The sequence below is a fragment of the Crenobacter oryzisoli genome (genome assembly GCF_030385785.1).
GTDB classification, from domain to species: domain Bacteria; phylum Pseudomonadota; class Gammaproteobacteria; order Burkholderiales; family Chromobacteriaceae; genus Crenobacter_A; species Crenobacter_A oryzisoli.
In genome coordinates this window covers 103,905-128,885 of the sequence record NZ_JAUEDK010000010.1, presented here as the reverse complement: position 1 = coordinate 128,885, position 24,981 = coordinate 103,905, and the positions used below count along the sequence as shown (strand labels likewise).

The following is a 24,981-nucleotide window of genomic DNA, read 5'->3' as shown; positions in this document are numbered from 1 at the left end:
GGATCGCCTGGAGCAGGTCACGGGCATAGCGCATTTCATTCTTGGCGTATTCGCCAAAGACAGCCTCTCGCACCAGATGCGTCGCCAGCGAAGTCAACGTCAGCAGCCGCAACTGCGGATAGCTGGCTGCTACGCCGGAGGCATAAGCCTGTGCTCCGAAGTGCTGACGATTCTCTGGGGTATCCGAGGTGCGCAAGGTACTGCCATCAATCGCGTAGCGGGCCAATCCGCGCCAGCTTCTTCCCCGCTGATGCCGCTCATCCCAAACCAGCGCGCTGAGCCCGAAGAGTTGGGCCAACGGTTCCTCGCCGAGGCGCTGCCGCGCCTGGGTCAAGGCGCTCTTGGCAATCTCTGGATTGACCTCGTCAGGCAGCACCAGATCGAGATGAGCGACGACCTCCGGGATGGGCTGATGCCGGTACATAGCCAACGCAATGACCAGCCAGACGACCTGTTCGGCCGGCAATCTACGCCGGCGCACGCTGGCTTTGCCGGTCACTGCAAGCGCGTGGGCGATCCATGCGGGGTCAATTTGCTGAGAAAGTGCAGAGAAATCAGGGTGTTTATGAGCCTTGCTTACCATCTTGACCAACGTGAGGGAGTCAACCTGGCCGGAATATGAGCAAGATTCGCACCATGAAAAATGCCGTTCACTTGCTTAAGTGAACGGCATTACTGTCTAGACAGTGCGTTTTTTATCATGCAAAACCGAGAGGCTTACTTCGAGGCGTTCACCATGTACTCGACGGCGGCACGGAACTCGGCGTCGCTACCGGTGTACCCCCCCTTCGGCGGCATCGCGTTCAGCCCCTTGGTAGCGATCTTCACCACCTCGTCGATGCCCGGCTTCAGACGCGGCGCCCAGGCGGCCTTGTCGCCGAACTTCGGCGCACCGGCGGCGCCGGTCGAATGGCAGGCAGTGCAGACACTGTCGAAGATCTTCTTGCCGACCACCTGCGGGTCGAGGGCGGCGACGGCAGCAGGCGCACTAGCCCCGGCAGGAGAAGCCGCTGCGGCGGCACCGCCTACTGGCGGCTCGGTAAATTTCGCCCCACCGGCATTGGCCATGTACGCTACCGCACGTTTCACTTCGTCATCCGACAAATCCGGCGAACCACCCTTGACCGGCATCGCGTTGAAACCGTGCAGGGCATGGTCGATCAGAGTGTCATAGCCCTTGGCGATGCGCGGCGCCCAAGCTGCCGCGTCACCGAACTTCGGCGAACCTGCCAGGCCCGTGCCATGACAAGAGATGCAGATGGCCTTGAACACCTGCTCACCAGTGCGTTGCCCAGGTGGTGCGTCGCTGGCGACCGAGTCACCGACCGGCTTCAGGCGAGCGGCGACCGCCTCCTTGGTCATCACTTGCGCATCAATTTCATAACCACTGGTAGCCAGCTTGGCGAGCAGCCAAATCGCCGCCACCACAAAAACGATGATGCCCACGATCACCTTGATGACCGAGCCAGGAGCCATGTTGTTTTCATTACTCATCGCACTATGCCTCGCCTGAAAAACATCTTGATGACATTCAAATCATTGCACACGATTATACGGCAAGCCCAACGGCATGGCAAAAACCCTACACTGGACATGGTACAAGCATTCGGCTATTCTCTGAGGCTCTGCGCACCCGTAGCTCAGTTGGATAGAGTGTCAGTTTCCGAAGCTGAAGGTCACAGGTTCGATCCCTGTCGGGTGCGCCATCCACACCAGATTCATCAAATCTGCATATCGCAAAGTCCTCAGGCATCTTGCCGATAGACTGTTCCGCTGCCTAGCTTTCAGCCCAACTCCCTTCACAATACGATTCACAGTGTTGCAATCCGGGAGAATTTCAATTCAAGCCGTCACAGCCACTTCGTGGACGCCCTGAGCCACCTTTGCACTGATTGAGGCCGGGCCAAAGGCCTGGCGCGAACTGTCTCCCTCCCTCGCCCAACATTGTTACCAGACCAGAGAGCCTAAGAACCCGTTCACGATCTGCTGCACTCGGGTGATCCTGCATTGAAATGACGCTCAACATGCTTATCTACTCGATAAGTACATTACGCTTTTTCACGTCAGCCTTGGTTGACCCTTCGTTCGCGAGATCGTGAATAGGTTCTAAGACTTGGGAATGCCGGTGAGTCTGGTACACCGCTCGGCGGCACCGGAACTGCGCCGCTAGCACAATAACAGGCCATCCCGATCGGGCCAGACAGGAAACTGCTGGGGCATGGTTCCGGTACAAGGGCGGCCAGACGGCTATTCGTGCTGCGGTTCCGCTTTACATGGCGCACTGTGGCGTTTTGGTAGCAGCAAAGGCCATCATTGTCGGCCGCCGAAATGTAACAAATTGTAACGGCAAAATACAATCAATTTCTAATATGATAATTGCTTAAATTAAGCAGGGGCAACGACTTGCAGCTTGTCGACGTGCTGCGCTGCACAGATTCGACGCGGACCAAGGACCGTTTTTGCGACAAAGTGTCGCAGAAGACCATTGAAGATGTGGCAGAAATGGCTTTCAATACCCCCCGTCCAGTTCAGATCCAGGATGGAATAATCAAATTCCACCTGCTTTTCTTTCGCGCAATATTGATTCGAAAAGCATAACGATTGAGTGCCGCCCATTCGTTCAAAACAACGGACATTCGCTGTCGAGAATGATCCAGATAAGGCCGGCTGCACCATTCGCAATATCGAGCCCTGATTTTCTTACAGTCACGCCATCTATTGGGACGATGAACCGTTGTCCTATCCAGTGATCACCGACACCCGCGCGATCTAGAGATGGATTCCTGTCTGCTTCGGTCGCGGCTTTATGGGTGATCGGAACTGCGGCATTCGGCCAGGTTATTTCGTTTTAGCGAAGTAGCTGCTAGCCCCCATTGCGTCCGGAGACGCCGTGGGGGTTAAGACGTTTGTTTCGTTGAGGCACGATAAAAAGCCACTTTCTATCCACTAAGGTCGTAAGATGATATTCAGAAAATACCCCCGCCTCCTACGGGGACTTTCTCTCACTGCTGCCGCTTTGTTGACGGGTTGCCAAGGTGGCATCCTCGATCCAAAGGGGCAGGTCGGGGCGGATGAGAAGTCCTTGATCATCACGGCAACCGTGCTGATGTTGTTAGTGGTTGTCCCGGTCATTTTGATGACACTGGCGTTTGCCTGGAAATATCGGGCCAGCAACGAGAATGCCACCTACACGCCAAAATGGTCGCACTCGAACAAGATCGAGGCAGTCGTCTGGATCATCCCGATCATCATCGTATCGTGCCTCGCAGTCATCACCTGGAACAGCACGCACAAGCTCGACCCTTACCGCCCGCTCGACTCCGACAAGAAGCCGATCAACATCCAAGTGGTCGCACTGGACTGGAAATGGTTGTTCATCTACCCGGATCTGAACATCGCCACGGTCAACGAAATCGCCTTCCCGGCCAACACCCCGGTCAACTTCAAGATCACCTCCGACGCGGCGATGAACTCGTTCTTCATTCCGCAGCTGGGTGGCCAGATCTACGCAATGGCCGGCATGCAGACCAAGCTGCACCTGATCGCTAACGAGCCGGGCTCGTTCGACGGCATGTCCTCCAATTACAGCGGCGGCGGCTTCACCGGCATGAAGTTCAAGGCCATCGCCACCGCTACCCCGGCCGAATTCGACGCCTGGGTGAAGAAAGCGCGTGAGGGCAAGACCCTCGATGCTGGTGCCTACCAGCAGCTGCTCAAGCGTAGCGAGAACAACCCGGTGCAGTACTACGCGTCGGTGACGCCGAGCCTGTTCTACGGGGTACTGAACAAGTACGTAGCCAGCCACCAGACCGCGATGGAGTCCGGTCTAGGCTCGGTCCAGCTCGCCTCGCTCGCCAAGAGCCTGTGCATCACGCCGCCGGTTGCTAAGGAGTAATCAAAGAAATGTTGTTAGGTAAACTGACGCTCGACGCGATACCGTTCCACGAGCCGATCATCATGGGGGCGCTCTCGGGCGCCGGCCTGATGGGGCTCGTGGTGTTTGCCCTGATCACCAAGTTCGGCAAATGGGGCTACCTGTGGAAAGAGTGGCTGACTTCGGTCGATCACAAGAAGATCGGCGTGATGTACATCGTGGTCGCGCTGATCATGCTGCTGCGCGGCTTTGCCGATGCGGCGATGATGCGTACCCAGCTCGCGCTGGCTACCAACGGCCACCTGGGCATCTTCCCGCCTGAACACTACGACCAGATCTTCACCGCCCACGGTGTGATCATGATCATCTTCATGGCCATGCCGTTCATGACCGGCCTGATGAACATCGTCGTGCCGCTGCAGATCGGTGCGCGTGACGTGGCCTTCCCGTTCCTGAACTCGCTAAGCTTCTGGCTGCTGGTTTCGGCCGTGGTGCTGGTCAACGTATCGCTCGGGGTCGGCGAATTTGCCCGCACCGGCTGGGTAGCCTATCCGCCGCTGTCCGAGCTGTCCTACAGCCCGGGCGTGGGGGTCGACTACTACATCTGGGCGCTGCAGATAGCGGGGGTGGGGACCACCTTAACGGCAATCAACTTCCTGGTAACCATCATCAAGATGCGCGCACCGGGCATGAAGCTGATGCAGATGCCGATCTTCACCTGGACCTGCACCTGGGCCAACGTGCTGATCGTGACCTCGTTCCCGATCCTGACCGGCGCGCTGGCGATGCTGAGCCTGGACCGCTACCTGGATTTCCACTTCTTCACCAGTGAAGCCGGTGGTAATCCGATGATGTACATCAACCTGTTCTGGGCCTGGGGTCACCCCGAGGTCTACATCCTGGTGCTGCCGGCCTTCGGTATCTTCTCGGAAGTGATCTCGACCTTCTCGGGCAAGCGCCTGTTCGGCCACACCTCGATGATCATCGCCTCCGGCGTGATCTCGGTGCTGGGCTTCATTGTGTGGCTGCACCACTTCTTCACCATGGGCTCGGGTGCCGACGTTAACGCGTTCTTCGGCATCGCTACCATGATCATCTCGGTCCCGACCGGGGTGAAGCTGTTCAACTGGCTGTTCACCATCTACCGCGGCCGCCTGCGTTTCACCACGCCGGTACTGTGGACCCTGGGCTTCATGGTCACCTTCTCGATCGGTGGCATGACCGGCGTGCTGCTGGCCGTACCGGGTGCGGACTTCCTGCTGCACAACTCGCTGTTCCTGATCGCGCACTTCCACAACACCATCATCGGTGGTGCGGTGTTCGGCTACCTGGCCGGCTTTACCTTCTGGTTCCCGAAGGCGTTCGGCTTCAAGCTGAACGAGAAGATCGGCAAGGCCGCGTTCTGGTTCTGGCAGTCGGGCTTCTTCTTCGCCTTCGTGCCGCTGTACGTGCTGGGCTTCCTGGGCATGACCCGTCGTCTGAACCACACCGATAACCCGCTGTGGACCCCGTGGCTGTACGTGGCCTGCATCGGCGCGGTGCTGGTCGCCCTGGGTATCGCCTGCCAGCTGCTGCAGATCGCGGTGAGCCTGCGCGACCGCAAGAAACTGGTCGACGAAACCGGCGACCCGTGGAATGGCCATACCCTGGAATGGTCGACCTCGTCGCCGCCGCCGTTCTACAACTTCGCCGTAGTGCCGCACGTGCATGACATCGACGCCTTCACCGACATGAAGGAAAAGGGTGTCGCCTACGCCGCTCCGGCCAAGTACGCGCCGATCCACATGCCGAAGAACACCTCGGCCGGCGTATTCATCGGTGCCTTCACCACCGTGATGGGCTTCGCGTTGATCTGGCACATCTGGTGGATGGCGATCGTTGGCTTCGTCGGCATCGTGGCCAGCATGCTGGCGCGCGCCTACGACAACGACATCGACTACTACGTGCAGCCGGACGAGATCGAGCGCATCGAGCGTGTTCGCCTCGCGAAACTCGGCATCAACGTGGACCGCAACGATGGGCAAGCCAACCCGGCAGCCCGTCCGAGCAAGGCTAAAACTCTGGAGCAGGTGTAAGCAGCCATGGCATCTCACGCAACCCATATGGATAGCGCTCACGCTCACGACGAGCATGAGCATCACGACAGCGGGCAAAGCACGGTCCTGGGCTTCTGGCTCTACCTGATGACCGACTGCATTCTGTTCGCCAGCGCCTTCGCCGCTTACGCGGTGCTGTTCGGCAATGTGAACGGCGGCGTGGCCGGCAAGGACATCTTCGAGCTGAAGTACGTGCTCGTGGAAACCTTCGCCCTGCTGTTCTCCAGTATCACCTACGGCTTCGCGATGATCTCGGCCCACAAGGGCAACAAGTCGGGCGTGCTCGGCTGGCTGGTGGTGACCTTCCTGTTCGGTGCCGCGTTCATCGGCATGGAACTGAATGAGTTCCACCACCTGATCGCCGAGGGCCACGGCCCGCAGAACAGCGCCTTCCTGTCGTCGTTCTTCGCTCTGGTGGGCATGCACGGCCTGCACGTGACCGCAGGTCTCGTGTGGATGGCGGTGATGATGTTCGAGGTGGTCAAGACCGGCCTGACCTCGCGCTCGCTGACCCGCCTGAACTGCCTGTCGCTGTTCTGGCACTTCCTGGACATCGTCTGGATCTGCGTGTTCACCGTCGTCTACCTGAAAGGGGCCATGTAATGAGTCAAGCACATAGCCACGACCACGCCAGCCACGGCAGCGTCAAGTCCTACGGCATCGGTTTCGTGCTGTCGGTGATCCTGACGGTGATCCCGTTCTGGATGGTGATGAGCGGCAACTTCAGCCAGCACGACACCATGCTAGGTATCGTCGGCTTCGCGGTGGTACAGGTTCTGGTGCACCTGAAGTACTTCCTGCACCTGAACTTCTCGGAAGAGGGTCGCCTGAACACCCTGTCCTTCCTGTTCACCGCGATGGTCATCGTGCTGCTGATCGCACTGTCCGTCTGGATCATCTTCAGCGCCGACGCGCTGATGATGCGCTAAGAGGTCGCACGTGAAACTCAAGCGATACCTGCAGGTCACCAAGCCCGGCATCATCTTCGGCAACCTGATCTCGACGGCGGGCGGCTTCCTGCTCGCCGCCAAGGGTCATGCCGACCTGAGCGTGTTTCTGGCGACGGTGATCGGTCTGTCCCTGGTCGTTGCGTCCGGTTGTTCGCTGAACAACTGCATCGACATGGATATCGACTGCAAGATGGCGCGCACCAAGAACCGCGTACTGGTTACTGGCGTCATGTCATTCAAGGCCGCTCTGGTGCACGGCCTGCTGCTGGGTGTCGCTGGTTTCTGGACGCTGTGGCACTGGACCAACCCGCTGGCGTTCGCCTGCGCGCTGTTCGGTTTCGTGATCTACGTCGGCGTGTACAGCCTGTACATGAAGCGCCACTCGGTGTACGGCACCGTGGTCGGCAGCCTATCCGGCGCGGTGCCGCCGGTGGCGGGCTACTGCGCGGTGACCGGTCGCTTCGACATGGGTGCGCTGATCCTGTTGGCGATGTTCTGCCTGTGGCAGATGCCGCACTCGTACGCGATCGCGATCTTCCGCTTCAAGGACTACGAAGCCGCCAACATCCCGGTGCTGCCGGTGGTGAAGGGGGTATCGGCCGCCAAGCAGCAGATCGTGCTGTACATCCTGGCGTTCGCAGCGGCGACGGTGATGCTGTCGCTGGGCGGCTACGTCGGCTACGGCTACCTGGCGGTGGCCTGTGCCACCAGCCTGTGGTGGCTGAAGATGGCGCTGTCCGGCTACAAGCACGGCATCGACGACCGTACCTGGGCACGTCAGGTGTTCTTCTTCTCGATCATCACCATCACCTCGCTGTCGGTGATGATGGCGGTAGACTTCCAGACCCCCGCTCACGGGGTACTGGCCTTTACCTTCTAAGATCGGGATATTCCTCTCGCAACAAGGCGCCGCTGGATTCAGCGGCGCCTTTTTTTTATCGGCGCTCGGCATGCGCTCGCGCCTTCACGCCAAGGGCTTGGCGCCCGCGGCTACTTCGGCTGCGGTACGACGCGCAGATAAGGCTTCAGTGTCTTGAAGCCCTGCGGATATTTCTTCTTGGCCTCTTCGTCGGATACCGACGTCGGGATGATGACATCATCGCCCGGCTTCCAGTTCACCGGCGTGGCGACCGCGTGCTTCGCGTTCAACTGCAGCGAATCGAGCAGGCGCAGCACTTCGTCGAAATTGCGTCCGGCACTCATCGGGTAGACCAACATCGCCTTGACCTTCTTGTCCGGGCCGATGAGGAACACCGAGCGCACAGTGGCATTGTCCACCGCGGTACGTGGGCCGGAGCTGGCATTCGGATGAATCATGTCGTAGAGCTTCGCCACCGTCAGGTCTGCATCGCCGATCAGCGGGTAATTGATTGCGTGCCCCTGGGTTTCCTCGATGTCACCGACCCAGGCGCGGTGGTCGCTGACCGGATCCACGCTCAGCCCGATAATCTTGGTATGGCGCTTGTCGAACTCCGGCTTGAGCCCGGCCATATAACCAAGTTCGGTGGTACAGACCGGGGTGAAATCTTTCGGATGTGAGAACAGGATGGCCCAGTGGTCGCCGATCCATTCGTGAAAACGGATTGTCCCTTCGGTGCTTTCGGCGGTGAAATCAGGTGCTTCGTCGCCAATACGGATTGCCATGTCCGACCTCCTTATGGGTGATGGGGGGTGCCAGCGTTTCGATAGCGGTTGCGATTCTGGGGCGCTGCGTCGAAACGGGCGGCCGAAGCAGTATAGGCAGCAATCTTGTAAGGCGCCCGCCTGCTTTGGCCAGGCGAGTGTGTCCCCTTCCAGGGCCGTTCTCGCTCATCTGGCCTTGCGATAGGTAGCGATCAGCTCAGCCTGTGCCAACACATGGCCGCGCATCGCGCTCTCAAGCTTGGCCTTAGTGGGCTTGCCCAGATCCGGCAGCATGGTGTCCAGCGCATAGAGCTTGTGGAAATACCGGTGGGTGCCGATCGGAGGACAAGGGCCACCGTAACCGCTGTCCTGCCAGTCGTTCAGCCCCGGCAATGCCCCGTGCGGCAGCGTGTGCAGCCCCTCGGGCAGCTCTTGCAGGCTGGCGGGCAAGTTGTAGAGTACCCAATGGACCCAGGTCATCCTGGGTGCAGCCGGGTCCGGTGCATCGGGATCATCCACGATCAGCACCAGACTTTGCGTGCCGTCCGGAGCACCACTCCAGGCGAGCGGTGGTGATACGTTTTTCCCTTCGCAGGTATAGCGCGGCGGGATTGCCCCGCCGGCATCGAATGCGGGTGAGGTGAGCGTTAGTGACATTGTCGTTGCTCCTTCCAGAAAAGGTAGCGAGCTTGCCGCGGGAACGCAGCCCGCTCGACCGCCCCAATAGCAAGAGCACTATAGTCCCGCTGCCCCGCTGGACAAGGCCAAACCGGCTATCGGACCTTCCATCGTCCTTCCCCGACTCTCGCCAACCGCATCGTCCCTGCCGCCCCTCCCCCACCCTGACCATCGGCCCTGCCGGCCGGCAGCATGGTCTTGCCATGCACGTTCTACGCGGTACAACAATGAAACGTTGAGAGCGGCCATTGGCAGCACAAGGCACAAGGCCTGGCACACCCGATGGCCCACCGCACTGGAGAACGTCGTGACCACTGCAAGCGCCCGCTTCTACGCGCTCGGTGAGCGAGCGGTCGTCATCGAATCGCCCCCTCCCGTCGAGGAGACCTGCCAGCAGAAGATCTGGTGGCTAGCCCGGCGACTGAGCAGCCATTGGGCGGTCCGCGGCGTGATTCCGGGCATGAACAATCTGACCGTGCTGCTCGACCCGGCCCTGCTGTTGCCCACCAACTTTCTCCCTGAACTCGAGGCACTATGGCAGCAGGCGACGGAGGAGCCACCACACTCGCACGAAGTCCGCATCCCGGTGGTCTACGGCGGCGATGCCGGCCCCGACCTCCCCGATGTCGCCCACCATGCGAAGCTCAGTCCAGACGAGGTGATCGCGCGGCACGCCGGTGCGGACTACCTCGTCTATTTCCTCGGCTTTCAACCGGGGTTCGCCTACCTCGGCGGCCTGCCCGAGGAGTTGGCAACGCCGCGGCTTGCCGAACCGCGCCTGTCAGTACCGGCCGGCTCGGTCGGCATCGGCGGCTGCCAGACCGGCATCTATCCGGCGGTGACGCCCGGCGGCTGGAACCTGATCGGCCGCAGCACCGTGAGGCTGTTCGACCCTTCGGCCAGCCCGCCGACGCTGCTGCAACCGGGCGACCGGGTCCGCTTCGTCCCGGTGGAGGCCACGACATGCTTGAAGTAATCCAGGGCGGAGCACTGTGCACCGTCCAAGACCTTGGCCGCCAGGGCTCGCGCCACCTCGGCATCGGTCACGCCGGCGCGCTTGACCCGCTGGCGTTGGCGATAGCAAACCGGCTGGTCGGCAACCCTGTCGGCTATGCCGGCCTGGAGATCACCCTAGGCCCGGTGGAGCTGTGCTTCGCTCGTGCCGGCTGGCTGGCCTTGGCCGGTGCCGATTTCGGTGCCACGCTTGACGGGGTCGCCGTCTGGCCGGGGTGGCGCACTCCGGTGCGGGCCGGCCAGCATCTGCACCTAGGGTCGGCACGTATCGGTACGCACGCCTACCTAGCGGTGGATGGTGGGATTGAAACCGACATGGTGCTCGGCTCGCGCAGTACAGATCTGCACGCCCATTTCGGCGGCCTGGAGGGACGCTCCCTGCAAAGCGGCGACAGGCTACCGCTGGGGCACCCTCACCCGCTGCTACATCGACAGGGAGTGAAACTGCCCGACTGGTCACCGCTGGTGCGTGCACTGCCTGGGCCTGAGCATGCCGAGTTTACCGACGCCGCCAGGCAGCGGTTCTGGGGCGAAGCCTGGCAAGTCACGCCGCAGAGCGACCGGATGGGCTACCGGCTGCACGGCGAACCGCTGCACCGCGATGCTGAACGGGAGCTGCCGTCGCATGGCGTACTGCCCGGCGTGGTGCAGGTACCGCCGAGCGGCCTACCCATCGTGCTGCTGGCCGATGCCCCGACCACCGGCGGCTACCCCCGTATCGCCGTGGTGATCGAAGCGGACCTGTGGAAGGTCGCGCAGACGCGGATAGGCGCACGACTGGCCTTCCAATTGTGCGATGCGGCCGAGGCTACCGCCGCTCGGGTCGAGCAGACGGGCTACCTGCGCTATCTGGACTGGAGCTTGTATGGTGGTTGATCTGAATGCCGACCTCGGCGAAGGCGGCGGCCATGACGAAGAGATTCTCGACTACGTCAGTTCGGCCAACATCGCCTGCGGCTGGCATGCCGGCGATGCCGACACGATGCGCCAGTGCGTGCTCTGGGCGCTGGCTCGCGGCGTCGCGATCGGTGCCCATCCAAGCTACCCGGATCGGCAGTATTTCGGCCGCACCGAGATGACCATCGCGCCGGATGCCGTCTACGCCGGGGTGCTCTATCAGATCGGCGCGCTACAGGCGATCGCCCGTGGCGAGGGGGCGAAGCTGCGTCATGTCAAACCACACGGCGCACTCTACAACCAGGCCGCGTGCGACGACGCTCTCGCCGCGGCGATCGTTTCGGCGGTGCGAGTGGCCGACCCTACGCTGTCCGTAGTCGGACTGGCCGGTGGAGCGCTCGTACGTACCGCCCGGGCAGCAGGCCTGAAGGCGCTCGACGAGGCATTTGCCGATCGCCGCTACCGCGCCGACGGCACCCTGGTGCCGCGTAACACCGCAGGAGCGCTGATCGACGATGAAGCCCAAGCGCTGGCCCAGGTGTTGCGGATAGTAAGAGACGGCAGCTTAGCCACGCTCGACGGAGCGAGCTTGGCCATTCACGCCGACACGATCTGTCTGCATGGCGACAGCGAGCATGCCGTGGCGTTTGCCAGGTTGATCCGGCTTGAGTTGGGACGTCACGGCATCACGGTCGCCCCTTGCCCCCCCGCACCACCCTAATCAGGCCAGTGCCATCCCAGAACCTACATCAACAATGCACCGATCCGATGCCCGCCGATACCGCATTCGTGAACGGGTACATTGCATGTAGAAATAGCCTGTATGGCATCCGGACAAATAAAGAGCGCGGCCGAAGCCGCGCTTTTTATTTGCTCTAACCGTCTCAGCGCCCGTGCACCGTCGTGCCGACCGGGTGGCGGATCGCGGCGAGGACGGCCTCGACACGGGCGTTGTCGGCGCCCCAATAGCCGAGCCGTGCCAAGCAGTCGCTGGCGACCAGCGCGGCGTCGATCATGAAGCGCTCGTCGACCAGCAGCTGCTCGACCTCGGCCAGCGTCATCAGCGTATGCTCGGCGACTTCGCCATCCTGGTTACAGGGGATCTCGCCCGGGTTCAGCCACAGGTCGAAGGCGTACAGCCATTCGCGGTGCAGGCCACGCTGTACCGGCCGTTCGGCCAGCAAGAGCGCCGTCTGCGGCAAGAGTTCCAGCTTGTCGGCCGGGATGCCGGCCTCTTCCCAGCCTTCGCGCTCCAGCGCCACTTCGATGCTCTCGCCGGCGGCGATGCCGCCGCCCATCAGGTTGTCCATGCGGTTGGGGTCGACCGCCTTGTGCGGGCTGCGGCGCGCCACCCACATGCGGACCGAGCCGTCTGCGTCGCGCACCAGGCCGTTCAGGTGTACCGCGCGGCTGGTCAGGCCGAGCGGGCGGAATGCGGCACGCTCCAGCTCGAAGAGCTGCGCGCCGTCCGGGCGGAAGGCGGTGAAGTTTTCGTTGCGCCAGCCGTTGAGCCAGCCTGCCTCGTGCCAGCGCCGTGCCTCGGCGTCCAGGGTGGAGCTCAGCGCGGCGTAGTCGCCGCCGGCCTGGCAGATAAGACCGTTGGGGCTGTCGCTGAACAGGGTCGTTTCGCTACCGAGCAGACGCTCCTTCCACAGCGCGTTGACGCAACCGACCCGTTCGCCGGCGATGGTCAACGGGGTGAAAGCGGTGCGGTCGAACTGCGTGATGCGCGAAAGATAATCGAGTACCCGGTCCAGCTGAGGCATGGCGCCCTCCATGATATATGGCATTAGCAACAAGCGCGCCATCTTACGTGGTTTTTACGGAAAACGCTTTCGTTTTCCGAGCACTAGCTTCATATCGAGGAGTGCCGTGGCGATCGGCAAACCACCCAGCCCGAATGGCCTGTCGGACAGAACAAGGATCAACCCGCCGTCGCCCACAGCCGTTCGGCGAGACCGCTGTGGCGCGGCAAGACGCGCCCGACTGCCTCTGACAGCGTGGCCGGCTCGCCACACAGGCGAAATTCTCGCTTGGCGCGGGTGATGGCGGTGTAGAGCAAGGCGCGGTCGAGCACCTGGCTGTCGCCGCCGGGCAGCAGCATCCACACCTCGTCGAACTCGGAGCCCTGGCTCTTGTGTACCGTCATTGCATACACGGTGTCGAGCGGTGGAAGCCGGCCCGGAGCGAGCGCGCGGTAGCCGCCGTCGGCGGTGGGAAACCAGACGCGCAGACCGTCCGGGCTGGGCAACGCCAGGCCGATGTCGCCGTTGAACAGGCCGACCGCATAGTCGTTCTCGCGAATCATCACCGGTCGGCCGGCGTACCAGTCGGCGTCGTGCCGCTTGCGCCCGGCGCGTGCCAGCCGCGCTTCGACTGCCTCGTTCAGCGCGGCCACGTCGCGCCGCTCGGCGGCCAGCAGCATGAAGCGGCCGAAGGCGGCGAATGCCACCGCCGGGCCCTGCTCCAGCGCGGCGAAATAGGCCTCGCGGCGTGCCAAGAGTTCGGCCGCCAGCGCTTCGCGCTCTGGCCCCCAGCCGATGTCGGGAGTGAACAGGTCATCGAGGCAGGACAGCGCGGCACGACTGTTGCCGCCGTTGACCGCACGCGCCAGCGCGCCGATGCCGCTGTCGGCACCGAAGCGATGGCTCTCGGTCAGTAGTGCGACACAGTCGGCCAGCGCCGGCAGGGGATCAAGATTGGCCGAGAACGGCGCGTGGCCGGCCGCCTCCTGCAGCCAGGCCAGCGTATCGGCGCCGTATATCTGCTCGCTGCACAGGTCGGCCAGCACCGCGCCGGCATCGACCGAGGCGAGCTGGTCGCGGTCGCCGAGCAGCACCAGCCGCGCCGACGGCGGCAGCGCCGCCAGCGTGCGGCTCATCAGCGACAGGTCGACCATCGACGCCTCGTCGACGACCAAGAGGTCGAGCGGCAGCGGGTGGCCGGCGTGGTGGCGCGGCGCGGCCTGGCCTGGCACCAGGCCGATCAGCCGGTGCAGGGTCTGCGCGGAACTTGGCAGCTGGGCGCGGATTTCCTCCGGCACCGGCAGCGCGGCGCGGGCGAGCCGCACCGATTCGGTGAGCCGCGCCGCCGCCTTGCCGGTCGGCGCCGCCATCGCGATCGCCAGGGGACGCGGTGCGAGGCTGGCCACCGCCGCCATCAGCCGCACCACGGTGGTGGTCTTGCCGGTGCCGGGGCCGCCGGAGATCACCGTGAAGCGTTTGCGCAGCGCCAGCGCGGCGGCGAGCTTCTGCCGGTCCGGCTTGCCGTCGGCGCGCGGCGGGAACAGCGCGTCGAGCACGCGGCGCGCCGCCTCGGACGCCAGCGGCACGGTGTCGGCGGCGAGCGCGGCGAGCCGGTCGGCCAACGTTGCTTCGTCGCGCCAGTGCCGCGCGAAGTAGAGCCGCCGCGCGCCGTCGAGGATCAGCGGCGCCGCCTCGCCGGGCTGGCCGACCAGCGGGCGCGCACGGGCCAGGCGGCGCGCTTCCGCCGGCGGCAGTGCAAGACAGACGTGACCGGCCTGGTTGGCCGACACCAGACGCGCCAGATACGGCGCGACCGTCGGTGCGGCCTCGGGCGCGAGCCGGGCGAACAGACCGGCGAGCTGCTCCGGCAGCCGGGCCTCAGTTACCGCCATTGAGTGCCGCCTCCAGCGCGTCGCACACCGTCTGCAGCACCTTCAGACGTGCATAGTATTTGTTGTTGGCCTCGACCAACGTCCACGGCACCCGGTTGGTGCTGGTGCGGTCGATCATGTCGGACACGGCCAGGCGGTAGTCGTCCCACTTGTCCCGATTGCGCCAGTCTTCCTCGGTGATCTTGAAGCGCTTGAAGCCGCTCTCCTCGCGCGCCTTGAAGCGTTCGAGCTGCTCGTCCTGGCTGATCGCCAGCCAGAACTTCACCACCACCGCACCGTTCTCGTGCAATTGGTGCTCGAAGTCGTTGATCTCGTAGTAGGCGCGGCTCCAGTCTTCCTCGCACGCAAAGCCCTCGACCCGCTCGACCAGCACCCGGCCGTACCAGCTGCGGTCGAAGATGGTGATGCCGCCCTTGCGCGGCACGTGCCGCCAGAAGCGCCACAGCCACGGCTGCGCGCGCTCCTCTTCAGTGGGCGCCGCCACCGGCATCACGCGATAGTGACGGGCATCGAGTGCCTGGGTGATCCGGCGGATGCTGCCGCCCTTGCCGGCGGCGTCGTTTCCCTCGAACACCAGCACCAGCGAATGCTGGGCGAAGCGCGGATTGCGGGTCAGCAGATTGAGCCGTCCCTGCAGCTTCGTCAGTTTCTCGATGTAGCCGTCCTTGTCCAGCTTCTGGTCGAGCTTGAGAGTATCGAGCACCAGCTTGTTGTCGATGGGCGGCATCGGCGGCGGCACCTCGCTGGGCATGGGCTGCGGGACTTTGCTGTCGAGTCGCTTGCGCAGTGCGGCGAGGATGCCGCGCGCCACCGTCAGATTGCGGTAGTACGGGTCCTCGCCCTCGACGACGATCCACGGTGCATGGGCGGTATTGGTCAGGCGCAGCATGTGCTCGCCGTGCTTGCGGATCTTGTCGTAGCGGTCGTAGTGCTTCCAGTCGATATCGGTAACGCGCCAGGCGGTGTCCGGATCGCGCTCGAGCTGTTTGAGCCGTGCCAGTTGCTTTTCCCGGGTCAGATGGAACCAGAACTTCAGCACCAGCGCACCGTCCTGCGTGAGCATCCGTTCGAAACGCAAGATGTCGAAGATCTGTCTGTCGAAGGTGTCGCGGTCGCTCTTGCCGTAGATGCGCGGGAACAGCGCATCTGAGTAGTAGGAACCGTAATACATGCCGATGCGGCCTTTCGGCGGCAGTTCGCGCCAGTAGCGCCACATCCACGGCCGCGCCTTCTCTTCGTCGTTCATGCCAGCGAACGCGACGTTGTCGATCAGCCGCGGGTCGAGCCATTCGTTGATCAGGTTCATCGTCTCGCCGCGGCCTGCGCCGTCGAGGCCGTGGAGCAGGAGCAGCACCGGGAAGTCGGCCTTTTCCTTCAGATCGTACTGCGCGTCGAGCAGCGCCTCGCGCAGCGCCGGCACCTCGCTCTTATAGGTCTGCTTGTCGATCGCGTGGCCGATTTCGGCGGATTCGAACATGGTCGCTCCTTGGGCGTCGGGGTCGGGCGGCGCCCCCGGCATACAGGGGCGCAACGCACCGGAATCATTATTGGAATAGCTGATCGAGCGCGGCCAGCAAGGACTCGCTCGGCGCGTCGTGCCACACGCCGCGGCCGGTGTCGTCGAGGCCGCGCAGGAACAGGTAGCGCACCCCGCCGAAGCGCTGGCCGAAGTCGATACCCCGTGCGGTGAAATAGCGGCGCAGCGCCACCGTGTAGATCAGGTACTGCAGGTAATAATGCTCCTGTGCTATCGCTTCGGCCAACTGTTCCGTGCCGTAATCGTCCGGTGCATCACCCAGATGGTTGGACTTGTAGTCGACGAGATAAAGCTTGCCGTCCACCTCGGCGACCAGGTCGATGAAGCCTTTCAGATAGCCCTCGACGTGGCGGAATTCGAGCTGGACCGCCGCGGCGCGGCAGGCCGGGTGCAGGCCGTGCGCCGGGTCGGCCAGGATGGCGGACAGCCGTTCCGCCTGCAAAGGCTGCAGCGGCAGCAGGAATTCCAGCTCGACCAGGCGGCGGCCATTCGGTACGTCGGCGAGCCGTGCGCCCGGGTCGAGCGGCGCGGCCAGCGTGCGCGCGACGATGTCGGCGGCGGCGCCCTGCCATTCCTCGCCGAAGCCGGCGCGCGCCAGCTGCTCGGTGACGACCTTCGCGTGCGCGTCGGCCGGCGCGGTGAAATCGATATGCTCGAAGATTGCGTGCAGGCAGGTGCCGGGGCGCGCGCCGCGCGGGAAGCTGAAGCGGTCGTAGACCGGTTCGGCCGGCTCGACGGGCCGCGCCGCCAGTCGGTCGTGGTCCGGCGCCTCGGCGGCGTGGCGGCTGCCGTGCTGGGCGAGACCTGTGAAACTGGTCACCCGCCACGGAGTGAAGATCGGCCGCGTCAGCGTCCGCACCTGCCAGTCGCCGTGCTCGGCATGCTCTCGCGCCAGCCGGGCCGGCTCGGGCAATTCGCTCTGCAATCGCACCGCCCCAGCATTGGCGCCCGCGAAGCGGTGCAGGTCGGCGACCAGCCGGTCGTGGCTCAGCTCGTCCTTCAGTTCGCGCAGACCTTCCAGCGACGACGTCCCCTCGCCGTGCAGCAGCCAGGTCAGCGCGGCGGTCTCCATGCCGCTGGCGCGGGTCCAGCCGATGACGAGGCGGTGCTCGGCGCGGGTCAGCGCCACATACAAGAGGCGCAGCTTTTCGGCCAGGGTTTCGCTGTCGCTCGCCAGGTGGTCGGCGTCGCCGGCCAGTTCGTCCGGCACCAGCCGGGTTTCGCCGCCGTCGCGATAGCGCCAGAACGCGGTGTCCTTGCGCGATAGCGCACCATCCCACAGGAAGGGGCAGAACACCAGCGGGTACTGCAGGCCCTTGGAGGCGTGAATGGTGACGATTTTCACCAACGCCGCGTCGCTTTCCAGCCGCATCATCGCCTCTTCGCCGGCAGGCGGGTTGACCACGCAGGCCTCGAACCAGGCGAGCAAGGGCGCCGGGCCGGCCAGGTGCTCAGACTGCTGCTGGATCAGCTCGGTGAGCTGTGCCAGGTTGGTGAGGCGCCGCTCGCCGTCCGGCAGCGGCAATAGCCGTTCGGCCAGCCTTTCGCGCACGAAGGCCTGGCGCCAGGCGGCCATGAAGCCGGCATCGCGCCAGCGCGCGTGGTCGGCGGCGAACGCGCCCTGGCGCGTCTCCCAGCCGGTCTCGTCGTCGATCAGCGTGACCAGCTCGGCGGCGGTCAGGCCGATCAGCTCGGTAGCGAGCGCGGCGCGCAGCCGGCCCTCGTGCGCCGGGTCGACCCAGGCACGCAGCAAGGCCGCCAGCTCGCGCGCCTCGCGGCTGGCGAACACGCTCTCCTGGGTCAGCGCCACGCTGGCGACGCCGCGTTCGGCCAAGGCCGCGCGCACCAGCTCGCCTTGGCGGTGGGTGGACACCAGCACCGCGATGTCGCCGCCCTTCAGCGCCCGGCTCTTGTCGTCGCGCGTCAGTGTCGCCCCGCCCTGCCCCGCGTCGACCAGCAGCCCGGCGATTGCGTCGGCGGTGCTGGCGGCGGCGAGCCGGGCGGCACGGTCCTTGGGCAAGGGTTTGTCCTGTTCCGGCGACAGCCATTGCAGCGTCAGCGGCGCCAGATCTTTGTCCAGCGTCAGCGTGCCGCGCCCGCCAGCACTCGCTACCGGCTGGTAGGGGATGTCGAGCAAAAAGGCCTGCTCGCGCGCGAACAGCGCGTTCACCGCTGCCACCAGCTGGTCGGTGGAGCGGTGGTTGGTCGACAGCGTGTAGCGCGCGCCGGCGTCGTCGCGGGCGGCCAGATACGCGAAGATGTCCGCGCCGCGGAAGCTGTAGATCGCCTGCTTGGGGTCGCCGACCAGGAACACCGGTCGGCCCCGCTCGATGAAGCCGGCGCGGAAGATCGCGTACTGCACCGGGTCGGTGTCCTGGAACTCGTCGATCAGCGCCAGCTGCCAGCTGCGCGCCATGTGTTCGGCGAGCAGCGGCCCGGACACCGGGTCACGCAGGCCGGTGGCGAGGTCGGTCAAGAGGTCGTCGAAGCGGCGCTGCCGGGCGGCGCGGCGCCGCGCGGCGAGCTCGGTGTCGATCCAGCGGATCAGCTCGATCTTCAGCCGCGCCACCTCCTCGGCCGCCGCGTCCTGCCAGGAAAGCTCGCTAGCCAGCCAGTCGCCGAGGCGGGCGAACAGCGGGTGGGCCGGCGGCACCTGGCCCTTCTTCGCGCCGTCGGCCAGGCCATTCGGCGTCAGCCGGCCCAGCGCCTTGAGCATGTCGGTGCCGAGCGTCGGCGGCGCGGTATCGGGCAAGGCGATGCCGGCAAGCCACCCAAACAGCCGTTGATAGGTCGGCTGGCGATACAGATTGCCCTTCAGCGCCGCGAAGCCGTCCCAGAACGCGGCGGCGCCGGCCTCGATGCTGGCCGGGTCCGCGCACAAGGCCTGCCAGGCGGCCAGGCGCGCCGCCTCGCGTTCGGCCAACTGGCCGGGCGGCGGCGTCACCAGCGTCAGGTAATCCTTGGCGAGGAAGGGCTTCACCGCGGCGAGCCACGCGTCCGGCGTATCGCCCTGTTGGGCCAGCAGCCGCGCGTAGAGCGGATCGCCGAGCACGCGCTGGCGCCAGAAGTCGTCGGCCAGCTCCAGCAGCGGTGCCTCGTCGTCGGCGACCAGCTCCGCGTCGAACGGTTGGCCGGACTCGAAGGCGGCGTCGGTCAGCACCCGCTGGCAGAAGCCGTGGATCGTATAAATGGACGCGGCGTCGAAGCCGGTCAGCGCGGCGGTGAGGCGCGCGCGCGCCGTCTCGCGTCGCTCGGTGTCTTCGCGGTGCGGCGCCAGCAGCTCGGCGAGATAGGCATCGCCCACTTCGTCGACATCGAGCGCCGCCAGCGCTTCGGCCAAGCGCGCGCGCAGTCGTGAGCGCAGCTCGGCGGTGGCGGCCTTGGTATAGGTCACCACCAGGATCTGCTCGACGCTGGCGGGTGCCGCCTCGCCCGGCTGCGCCTCCAAGAGCAGGCGCACGAACAGCGCGGCGATGTTCCAGGTCTTGCCGGTGCCGGCCGAGGCTTCGACTAGGTTCACCCCGATCAGTGGCACATTGAGCGGTGCAAACGGCAGCAAGGCGCTCATGCGTCGCCCTCCTCGGCTTGTTGGAAGGCGGCCAACAGCGGCAACAGCAGCCGCTCGGCCCAATCTAGGAAGACCGGATCGGCCAAGGGGTCGACATGGCGGAACGCCAGCGCGATGGCCGGATCGTCGCGCTGTGCGACCTTGCCGTTGCCGTCGAAGGCCGGCGCCCATTCGTTTTGCGCGGCGGTCAGCGCCGCTTCGCGGGCTAGCTTGGCGTCGGCCAGCGACACGGCCGCCGCCCAACTGGTGCGCGGGAAGAACGGCAGCGGCGACTCCTGCCCGGCCAGCCACCCTTCCAGCCACGGCGCGAGCAGCGCCTGTGCCTCGGCCGGCGGCAGCGGCGCCAGCGTCAGCCGGCCCTCGTCGTCGAGCAGGGTCGATTCGGTGGCGAAGCCGTCCGGCGCCAGGGCGTTGAGCAGCAGGTGCTGCAGCCACAGACCGATCTTCTCGCCGGCGAAGGCACGGCGCACCTTGACCAGGTACTGGCCGTCGCGGCGCAGCCCGGACAGCGTGCCGGTCAGCGTGAGGCCTGCGAGTTCCAGCGAGAACGGCCACGGCGGCAGCGGCGGCTCGAACAGCGCGGCGGGCAGCTGGCGCAGCAGCCGGCGGGTGGCGTCCTGCTCGGCGGCGAGCCAGGCCTCGCCGAGCTCGCCCGGCGGCAAGGCGCCGGCCGCGCGCAGCCGGGTGGCGGTGGCGTCGTTGGCGGCGCCGGCCAGACGCCCCTCCAGCAGCGCGCCGCGCACCCGCTCACGCCCGTCGCGGTCGAGTGCGAACGGCTCGCGCTCGGGCAGCTCGTCCTCCTCGCGCGCGACGCGGATGCCGAGCCGGTCGGCGAGCCAGGCGCGCGCCGGGTTCTGCCAGAAGCGCAGCAGGTCGGGCCAAGGCAGCACGCGCGGCGTCTCGGCCAACGGTAACGGCGTCGCGAACGGCGCGGGCTCGTGGCGCTCGGCGGCGAGCGCCGCGGCGTAGGCCGGTTCGTAGCTGAACAGCCGCAGGGTGCTGCCGTCGTAATAGCGCGGCGAGAACGGCTGCAGCGGATGGGCGGTGACGAGTGTCTCGCGCACGCCCTCGCCGGCCATCGCGGCGAAGGTGTCGAGCAGCTCGGACAGCAGCGCCGACGGCGGCAGCGGCTCGTCGCTGCGCGCGCTCCGGCCAACGTAAGAGAGATACAGCGCCTCGCGCGCCGACAGCAGCGCCTCGAGGAACAGGTAGCGGTCGTCGTAGCGGCGTGAGCGGTCGCCGCGGCGCGGGTGGCGGGCGATCAGGTCGAAGCTGACCGGGCGCTCGTCGCGCGGGTAGACGCCGTCGTTCATGCCCACCAGGCACAGCACGCGGAACGGCAGGCTGCGCATCGGCACCATCGCGCAGAAGGTCACTCCTCCGGTCAAGAAGCCCGAGTCGACCGACAGGGTCAGCCGCCGCGCCAGCCAGTCACGCAGCACCGCCAGGCCCACCGGCTGGCCGAAACCGGCCAATTCGGCATCGCCGGCCAGTTCCGCCAGCGCGTCGCGCAACAGCGACAGCGCCGCCTCGTCCTCGTCGTCCGGCTCGAACAGCGCCTCGATCGCCGCGTGGCAGCGCGCCGCCCAGTCGGCCGGGCTCGTCGGCACCGCCCACTGTTCGGCCAAGCCTGCCAGCGCGTCGAACAGCGCGACCAAGGCTGCCAGTGTGTCGGCCAGGCTGCCGCTGGCGCCGGCAAGCGGCAGCAGGCCCTCGAACAGCGGCATGCCGTCGCCGAGCAGCTCGGGCGGCAGCACGGTGCCGAGCAGCAGGCGATCCAGTCCCTGGCGCCAGCTGAATGCCGCATCGGCGGGCAGGCCGAGACCGGCCTTGTGCGCGGCATCGCGGCCCCAGCGGATCGCCGCGTCGCGCACCCAGCGGCGCAGGAAGGGCAGCTCGTCGGTGGAGAGATTGAATCGACGCTGCAGCGCGGCGCAGTCGAGCAAGGCCAAGAGCCGTTCGGCCTCGAAGCGGCTGTCGGCCAGCTCCAACAGCGCGGCAAAGGTGGACAACAGCGGATGCTCGCGGCTGACGCGGCGGTCGGCCACGCTGTAGGGCAGGCTGGGCGCGTCGTCGCGTCTGCCGAACACCGCGTGGATGAACGGCGCGTAGGTATTGATGTCTGGGGTCAGCACCGCCACGTCGGCGGGGGTCAGCGTCGGGTCGGCGGCGAAGCGGGCGAGCAGCCGGTCCTTGAGGATTTCCAGCTCGCGCATCGGGCCATGCGCGACATGGACCTCGACCGAGTTGTCCGCTTCGTCCATCGCCAGATGGTCGTAATCGGGCGACTGCGGGTTGGACAGCGTCAACAGGTCGTACTGCAGGCGGCCGAGCAGCGTCTGCGGGGCCGGTTCGACGAATAGGTCCTTCAGCTCGTTAGCGCACTCGGCAACCAACAGGTCGAAGAAGTCGCGGCCCTGCTTGCCGAGCGAGGCGAGCAGCGGATGGCCGGCCGCCTCGGCGGCGTTTTCCCCGAGCGCCAGCGCGCGGCGCGCGTCGACGATGTCGCCCCAGGCCATCTCGGACGGGTTGAGCGCGAACATCAGCACGTCGGTGATCTCGGCGAGCCGCTTCACCAGCGCGAGGTACATCGGTGCGAGACTGGCGATGCCGAACAGCACCACCCGCTCCGGCACGTGCTCGGGGCGCAGCCCGGCCAGCACCTCGTCGAGCATGCGCACCCGGTGGCGCGCGTCGTCGGCTTCGGCCAACTGTTTCCACAGCGCCGCCTGCCAGGCCTCGTCCTCACCCAGGTCGAGCAGCTGGCCGGCCTCCCAGGCACGGACCCAGTCGGGGCGGAACACCAGATACTGGTCGTACACGTCGGCGATCTTGCCGGCGAGCTCGAACGCGGCCGCCTCGCCGCCGGCGAGATAGCGCTGCAGCGGCGCGAACACCGGATCGCTCAGCGTCGGCAGCCATTCCATCAGCCGCCAGGCCAGCACGTCGGGCGAGAAGAACGACTTCTTCGGCAGGCCGGGAATCACCCGCTGCATCAGCCGCCAGGCGAACGCTGCCGGCAGCACGAATTCGAGATTCGCCGCCACCCCGTTCTTCTTCGCCAGATCCAGGCTGATCCAGCGCCCCATGCCGCGGCTCTGCACGATCACCGTCTCGGCCACGAATGGGTCGGACAGCGGCACCGCGCTGCTGAACGCGGCAAGGAATTCGGACAGCGCCTCGAGGCGGTTGGACTGGTAGAGATACAGCATCGGCTGGCCGTGGCGAATGGATGGAGCCGCAGTTTACCACCCGTGCCGTGCCGGACTGCGCGACGTCGTGCTTTCCAGCTGTCGCCCGCTTATGCCATACCGCAAGCACACCCTCGACAAGGAGCGTCCATGTCCCGCGCCTTCCACCACCTGTTGCGCCAGCGCGACGGCCATGAGGCCAGCGTGTCCAACGCCGAGCTGTTCTTCGACCTGATCTATGTGTTCGCGGTGACGCAACTGTCGCACCGGCTGCTCGCCGATCTGTCGCTGGCGGGCGCGATCGAGACGCTGCTGCTATGGTTCGCGGTGTGGCTCGCGTGGCAGTACACCGCCTGGATGACCAACTGGTTCGACCCGGAGAGCAAGCCGGTGCGGCTGCTGCTGTTCGCCATTATGGGCGTGGGCCTGGTGCTGGCGGCCGCACTGCCGCAGGCCTTCGCCGGGCGTGCGTTGGTGGTCGGCGCCTGTTTCGCCGTCATCCAGCTGGGCCGCACCTTGTGCATCCTGTTCTTTCTCGGAGGCGAGCATGCGCTCACCGCTAACTACCGGCGCATCCTCGGCTGGCAGAGCCTGTCGGCGGCGCTATGGCTGACCGGTGGCGTCAGCGGCGAGCCGATACGGCTGGCGCTGTGGGCGCTGGCAGTGCTGGCCGAATACGTGGCACCGATGGTCGGCTTCTGGCTACCGGGGCTCGGCCGTTCCGACTCGCGCCGCGAGTGGACGATCGAAGGCGGACACCTCGCCGAGCGCTGCCAGCTGTTCGTGATCGTCGCGCTCGGCGAAGCGATCCTGATCACCGGCGCCACACTGAGCAGCCTGCCCACCTGGAACGCACCGGTGCTGATCGCCACGCTGGTCGCCTTCGTCGGCAGCCTCGCGCTGTGGTGGGTGTACTTCGACACCGGCTGCCGCGCCGCCACCGAGGCGATCGCGCATGCCGACGACCCGGGCAAGATGGGCGCGCATTTCCACTATGTGCACGTGGCGCTGGTCGGCGCGATCATCGTCAACGCGGTCGGCAACGAGCTGGTGATCGCCCAGCCCGACGGCTCCCTCGTGCCGCGCACGCTGGCGGTGCTGATCGGCGGACCGGCGCTGTACCTGCTCGCCAACGCGCTGTTCAAGCGCATGGTGTACGGCCGCCTGCCGCTGTCGCACCTAGCCGGCCTGGCGCTGCTGGCGGTGCTGACCCCGTTCGGTTTTCGCACCGACCTCTTGATGGTCGGCGGGCTGACCACGCTGATCCTGGCGGTAGTGGCGATCTGGGAGAGCGTGTCGCGTGGCCGCATCGCCGAGTCGGAGGCCCGGCACGGACAGCAGGCTTGATCCTGCGCAGCATCCACATCGGTGACACAAGCTAGAATCAACGCTTCGGCCAACCTTTAAGACATCGACATCGCCATGCCCGCCTATCTGATGCTGAAGCACGCCCACGCCGGTTTCGCCTATCTGACCGTATTGTCTTTCGTCGCTCGCGGCCTGATGATGGCGGCGCGACCCGCCTGGCTCGCCGCCAAGCCCGTGCGCATCGCGCCGCACCTGATCGACACGCTGCTGTTGGTCTGCGCGATCGCGCTGCTGGTAGTCGGCCAGCTCAACCCCCTGCACATCCCGTGGCTGCAGGCGAAGATCGTCGCCCTCGTCGTCTACATCGGGCTCGGCACGGTAGCGCTCAAGCGCGGCAAGACGCCGGGGGTGCGCTGGGGGGCGTTCATCGCGGCGCTGGCGACGGTGCTGTATATCGTTACGGTGGCGAAGACGAAGATGGTGTGGCCGTTTTGAAGAGTAGGACCATTTGCGGTTAAATTGGGTAACGGTCACACACAATGTCACAGCGCCAGTCCCGCCAGTCGGGCAAGACCGAGTAAAGCCACAGAGTTCACCAACCTTGGCCG

General features: G+C 65.5%; 20 protein-coding genes and 1 tRNA gene. 11 read left to right on the top strand and 10 right to left on the bottom strand.

The window, feature by feature from the left end:
- The coding region (locus QU481_RS08195; protein WP_289829456.1) for a transposase domain-containing protein at positions 1-583 on the bottom strand (583 nt) is incomplete at its 3' end.
- 134 nt (positions 584-717) lie between these two features.
- Entirely contained in the window at positions 718-1,476 is a 759-nt protein-coding gene (locus tag QU481_RS08190; protein ID WP_289829454.1) for a c-type cytochrome, read from the bottom strand.
- A 153-nt stretch (positions 1,477-1,629) separates the two neighbouring features.
- Between QU481_RS08190 and QU481_RS08185 the strand changes: the two genes are divergently transcribed.
- A tRNA-Arg gene (locus QU481_RS08185) sits at positions 1,630-1,706 on the top strand.
- Between the two features lie 679 nt (positions 1,707-2,385).
- Here QU481_RS08185 and QU481_RS08180 read toward each other — a convergent pair.
- A complete protein-coding gene (locus QU481_RS08180; protein ID WP_289829453.1) occupies positions 2,386-2,676 on the bottom strand; it encodes a hypothetical protein in 291 nt (96 codons plus the stop codon).
- A 283-nt stretch (positions 2,677-2,959) separates the two neighbouring features.
- On the opposite strand from QU481_RS08180, the gene cyoA reads away from it, so the two are divergent.
- Genes cyoA through cyoE form a run of 5 tightly spaced genes read left to right on the top strand, consistent with a single transcriptional unit; the run spans position 2,960 to position 7,800 of the window.
- Entirely contained in the window at positions 2,960-3,895 is a 936-nt protein-coding gene (gene cyoA, locus QU481_RS08175; protein WP_289829452.1) for a ubiquinol oxidase subunit II, read from the top strand.
- A gap of 8 nt (positions 3,896-3,903) precedes the next feature.
- Positions 3,904-5,949: a cytochrome o ubiquinol oxidase subunit I gene (gene cyoB, locus QU481_RS08170; RefSeq protein WP_289829451.1), complete on the top strand. Its 2,046-nt coding sequence runs from the start codon at positions 3,904-3,906 to the stop codon at positions 5,947-5,949.
- A gap of 6 nt (positions 5,950-5,955) precedes the next feature.
- On the top strand, positions 5,956-6,573 hold the full coding sequence (cyoC, locus tag QU481_RS08165) for a cytochrome o ubiquinol oxidase subunit III (protein WP_289829450.1): 618 nt from the start codon (positions 5,956-5,958) through the stop codon (positions 6,571-6,573).
- Entirely contained in the window at positions 6,573-6,899 is a 327-nt protein-coding gene (gene cyoD / locus QU481_RS08160) for a cytochrome o ubiquinol oxidase subunit IV (RefSeq protein WP_289829449.1), read from the top strand. The genes cyoC and cyoD overlap by 1 nt, the downstream gene beginning before the upstream one ends.
- Before the next feature lie 10 nt (positions 6,900-6,909).
- Positions 6,910-7,800, top strand: a complete 891-nt coding sequence (cyoE, locus tag QU481_RS08155; RefSeq protein ID WP_289829448.1) for a heme o synthase — start codon at positions 6,910-6,912, stop codon at positions 7,798-7,800.
- Positions 7,801-7,910: 110 nt separating this feature from the next.
- Here cyoE and QU481_RS08150 read toward each other — a convergent pair whose 3' ends face one another.
- A complete protein-coding gene (locus QU481_RS08150) occupies positions 7,911-8,564 on the bottom strand; it encodes a peroxiredoxin (protein WP_289829447.1) in 654 nt (217 codons plus the stop codon).
- A gap of 165 nt (positions 8,565-8,729) precedes the next feature.
- Complete coding sequence (locus QU481_RS08145) at positions 8,730-9,200, bottom strand: YbhB/YbcL family Raf kinase inhibitor-like protein (RefSeq protein WP_289829446.1); 471 nt, start codon at positions 9,198-9,200, stop codon at positions 8,730-8,732.
- 328 nt (positions 9,201-9,528) lie between these two features.
- Here QU481_RS08145 and pxpB point away from each other — a divergent pair, with 328 nt between their 5' ends.
- From pxpB to pxpA, 3 genes are read left to right on the top strand one after another with little or no spacing between them, the layout of a single operon-like run.
- On the top strand, positions 9,529-10,197 hold the full coding sequence (gene pxpB / locus QU481_RS08140; protein WP_289829445.1) for a 5-oxoprolinase subunit PxpB: 669 nt from the start codon (positions 9,529-9,531) through the stop codon (positions 10,195-10,197).
- Positions 10,185-11,111: a 5-oxoprolinase subunit C family protein gene (locus QU481_RS08135; RefSeq protein ID WP_289829444.1), complete on the top strand. Its 927-nt coding sequence runs from the start codon at positions 10,185-10,187 to the stop codon at positions 11,109-11,111. Before pxpB ends, QU481_RS08135 begins: the two co-directional genes overlap by 13 nt.
- Positions 11,101-11,853: a 5-oxoprolinase subunit PxpA gene (gene pxpA / locus QU481_RS08130; protein ID WP_289829443.1), complete on the top strand. Its 753-nt coding sequence runs from the start codon at positions 11,101-11,103 to the stop codon at positions 11,851-11,853. The genes QU481_RS08135 and pxpA overlap by 11 nt, the downstream gene beginning before the upstream one ends.
- Positions 11,854-12,016: 163 nt before the next feature.
- Here pxpA and QU481_RS08125 read toward each other — a convergent pair whose 3' ends face one another.
- From QU481_RS08125 to recC, 5 genes are all read right to left on the bottom strand, one after another.
- On the bottom strand, positions 12,017-12,898 hold the full coding sequence (locus tag QU481_RS08125) for an NUDIX hydrolase (RefSeq protein WP_289829442.1): 882 nt from the start codon (positions 12,896-12,898) through the stop codon (positions 12,017-12,019).
- A gap of 158 nt (positions 12,899-13,056) precedes the next feature.
- Complete coding sequence (gene recD / locus QU481_RS08120) at positions 13,057-14,769, bottom strand: exodeoxyribonuclease V subunit alpha (RefSeq protein ID WP_289829441.1); 1,713 nt, start codon at positions 14,767-14,769, stop codon at positions 13,057-13,059.
- Positions 14,756-16,246: a polyphosphate:AMP phosphotransferase gene (pap, locus tag QU481_RS08115; protein WP_289829440.1), complete on the bottom strand. Its 1,491-nt coding sequence runs from the start codon at positions 16,244-16,246 to the stop codon at positions 14,756-14,758. Before pap ends, recD begins: the two co-directional genes overlap by 14 nt.
- A gap of 67 nt (positions 16,247-16,313) precedes the next feature.
- Positions 16,314-19,874, bottom strand: a complete 3,561-nt coding sequence (recB, locus tag QU481_RS08110; RefSeq protein WP_289829439.1) for an exodeoxyribonuclease V subunit beta — start codon at positions 19,872-19,874, stop codon at positions 16,314-16,316.
- A complete protein-coding gene (recC, locus tag QU481_RS08105) occupies positions 19,871-23,086 on the bottom strand; it encodes an exodeoxyribonuclease V subunit gamma (protein ID WP_289829438.1) in 3,216 nt (1,071 codons plus the stop codon). The genes recB and recC overlap by 4 nt, the downstream gene beginning before the upstream one ends.
- A gap of 129 nt (positions 23,087-23,215) precedes the next feature.
- Here recC and QU481_RS08100 point away from each other — a divergent pair, with 129 nt between their 5' ends.
- Positions 23,216-24,412, top strand: coding sequence for a low temperature requirement protein A (locus tag QU481_RS08100; protein ID WP_289829437.1), 1,197 nt, complete (start codon positions 23,216-23,218; stop codon positions 24,410-24,412).
- Positions 24,413-24,487: 75 nt separating this feature from the next.
- Complete coding sequence (locus QU481_RS08095; protein WP_289829436.1) at positions 24,488-24,868, top strand: SirB2 family protein; 381 nt, start codon at positions 24,488-24,490, stop codon at positions 24,866-24,868.
- Positions 24,869-24,981 lie beyond the last annotated feature (113 nt).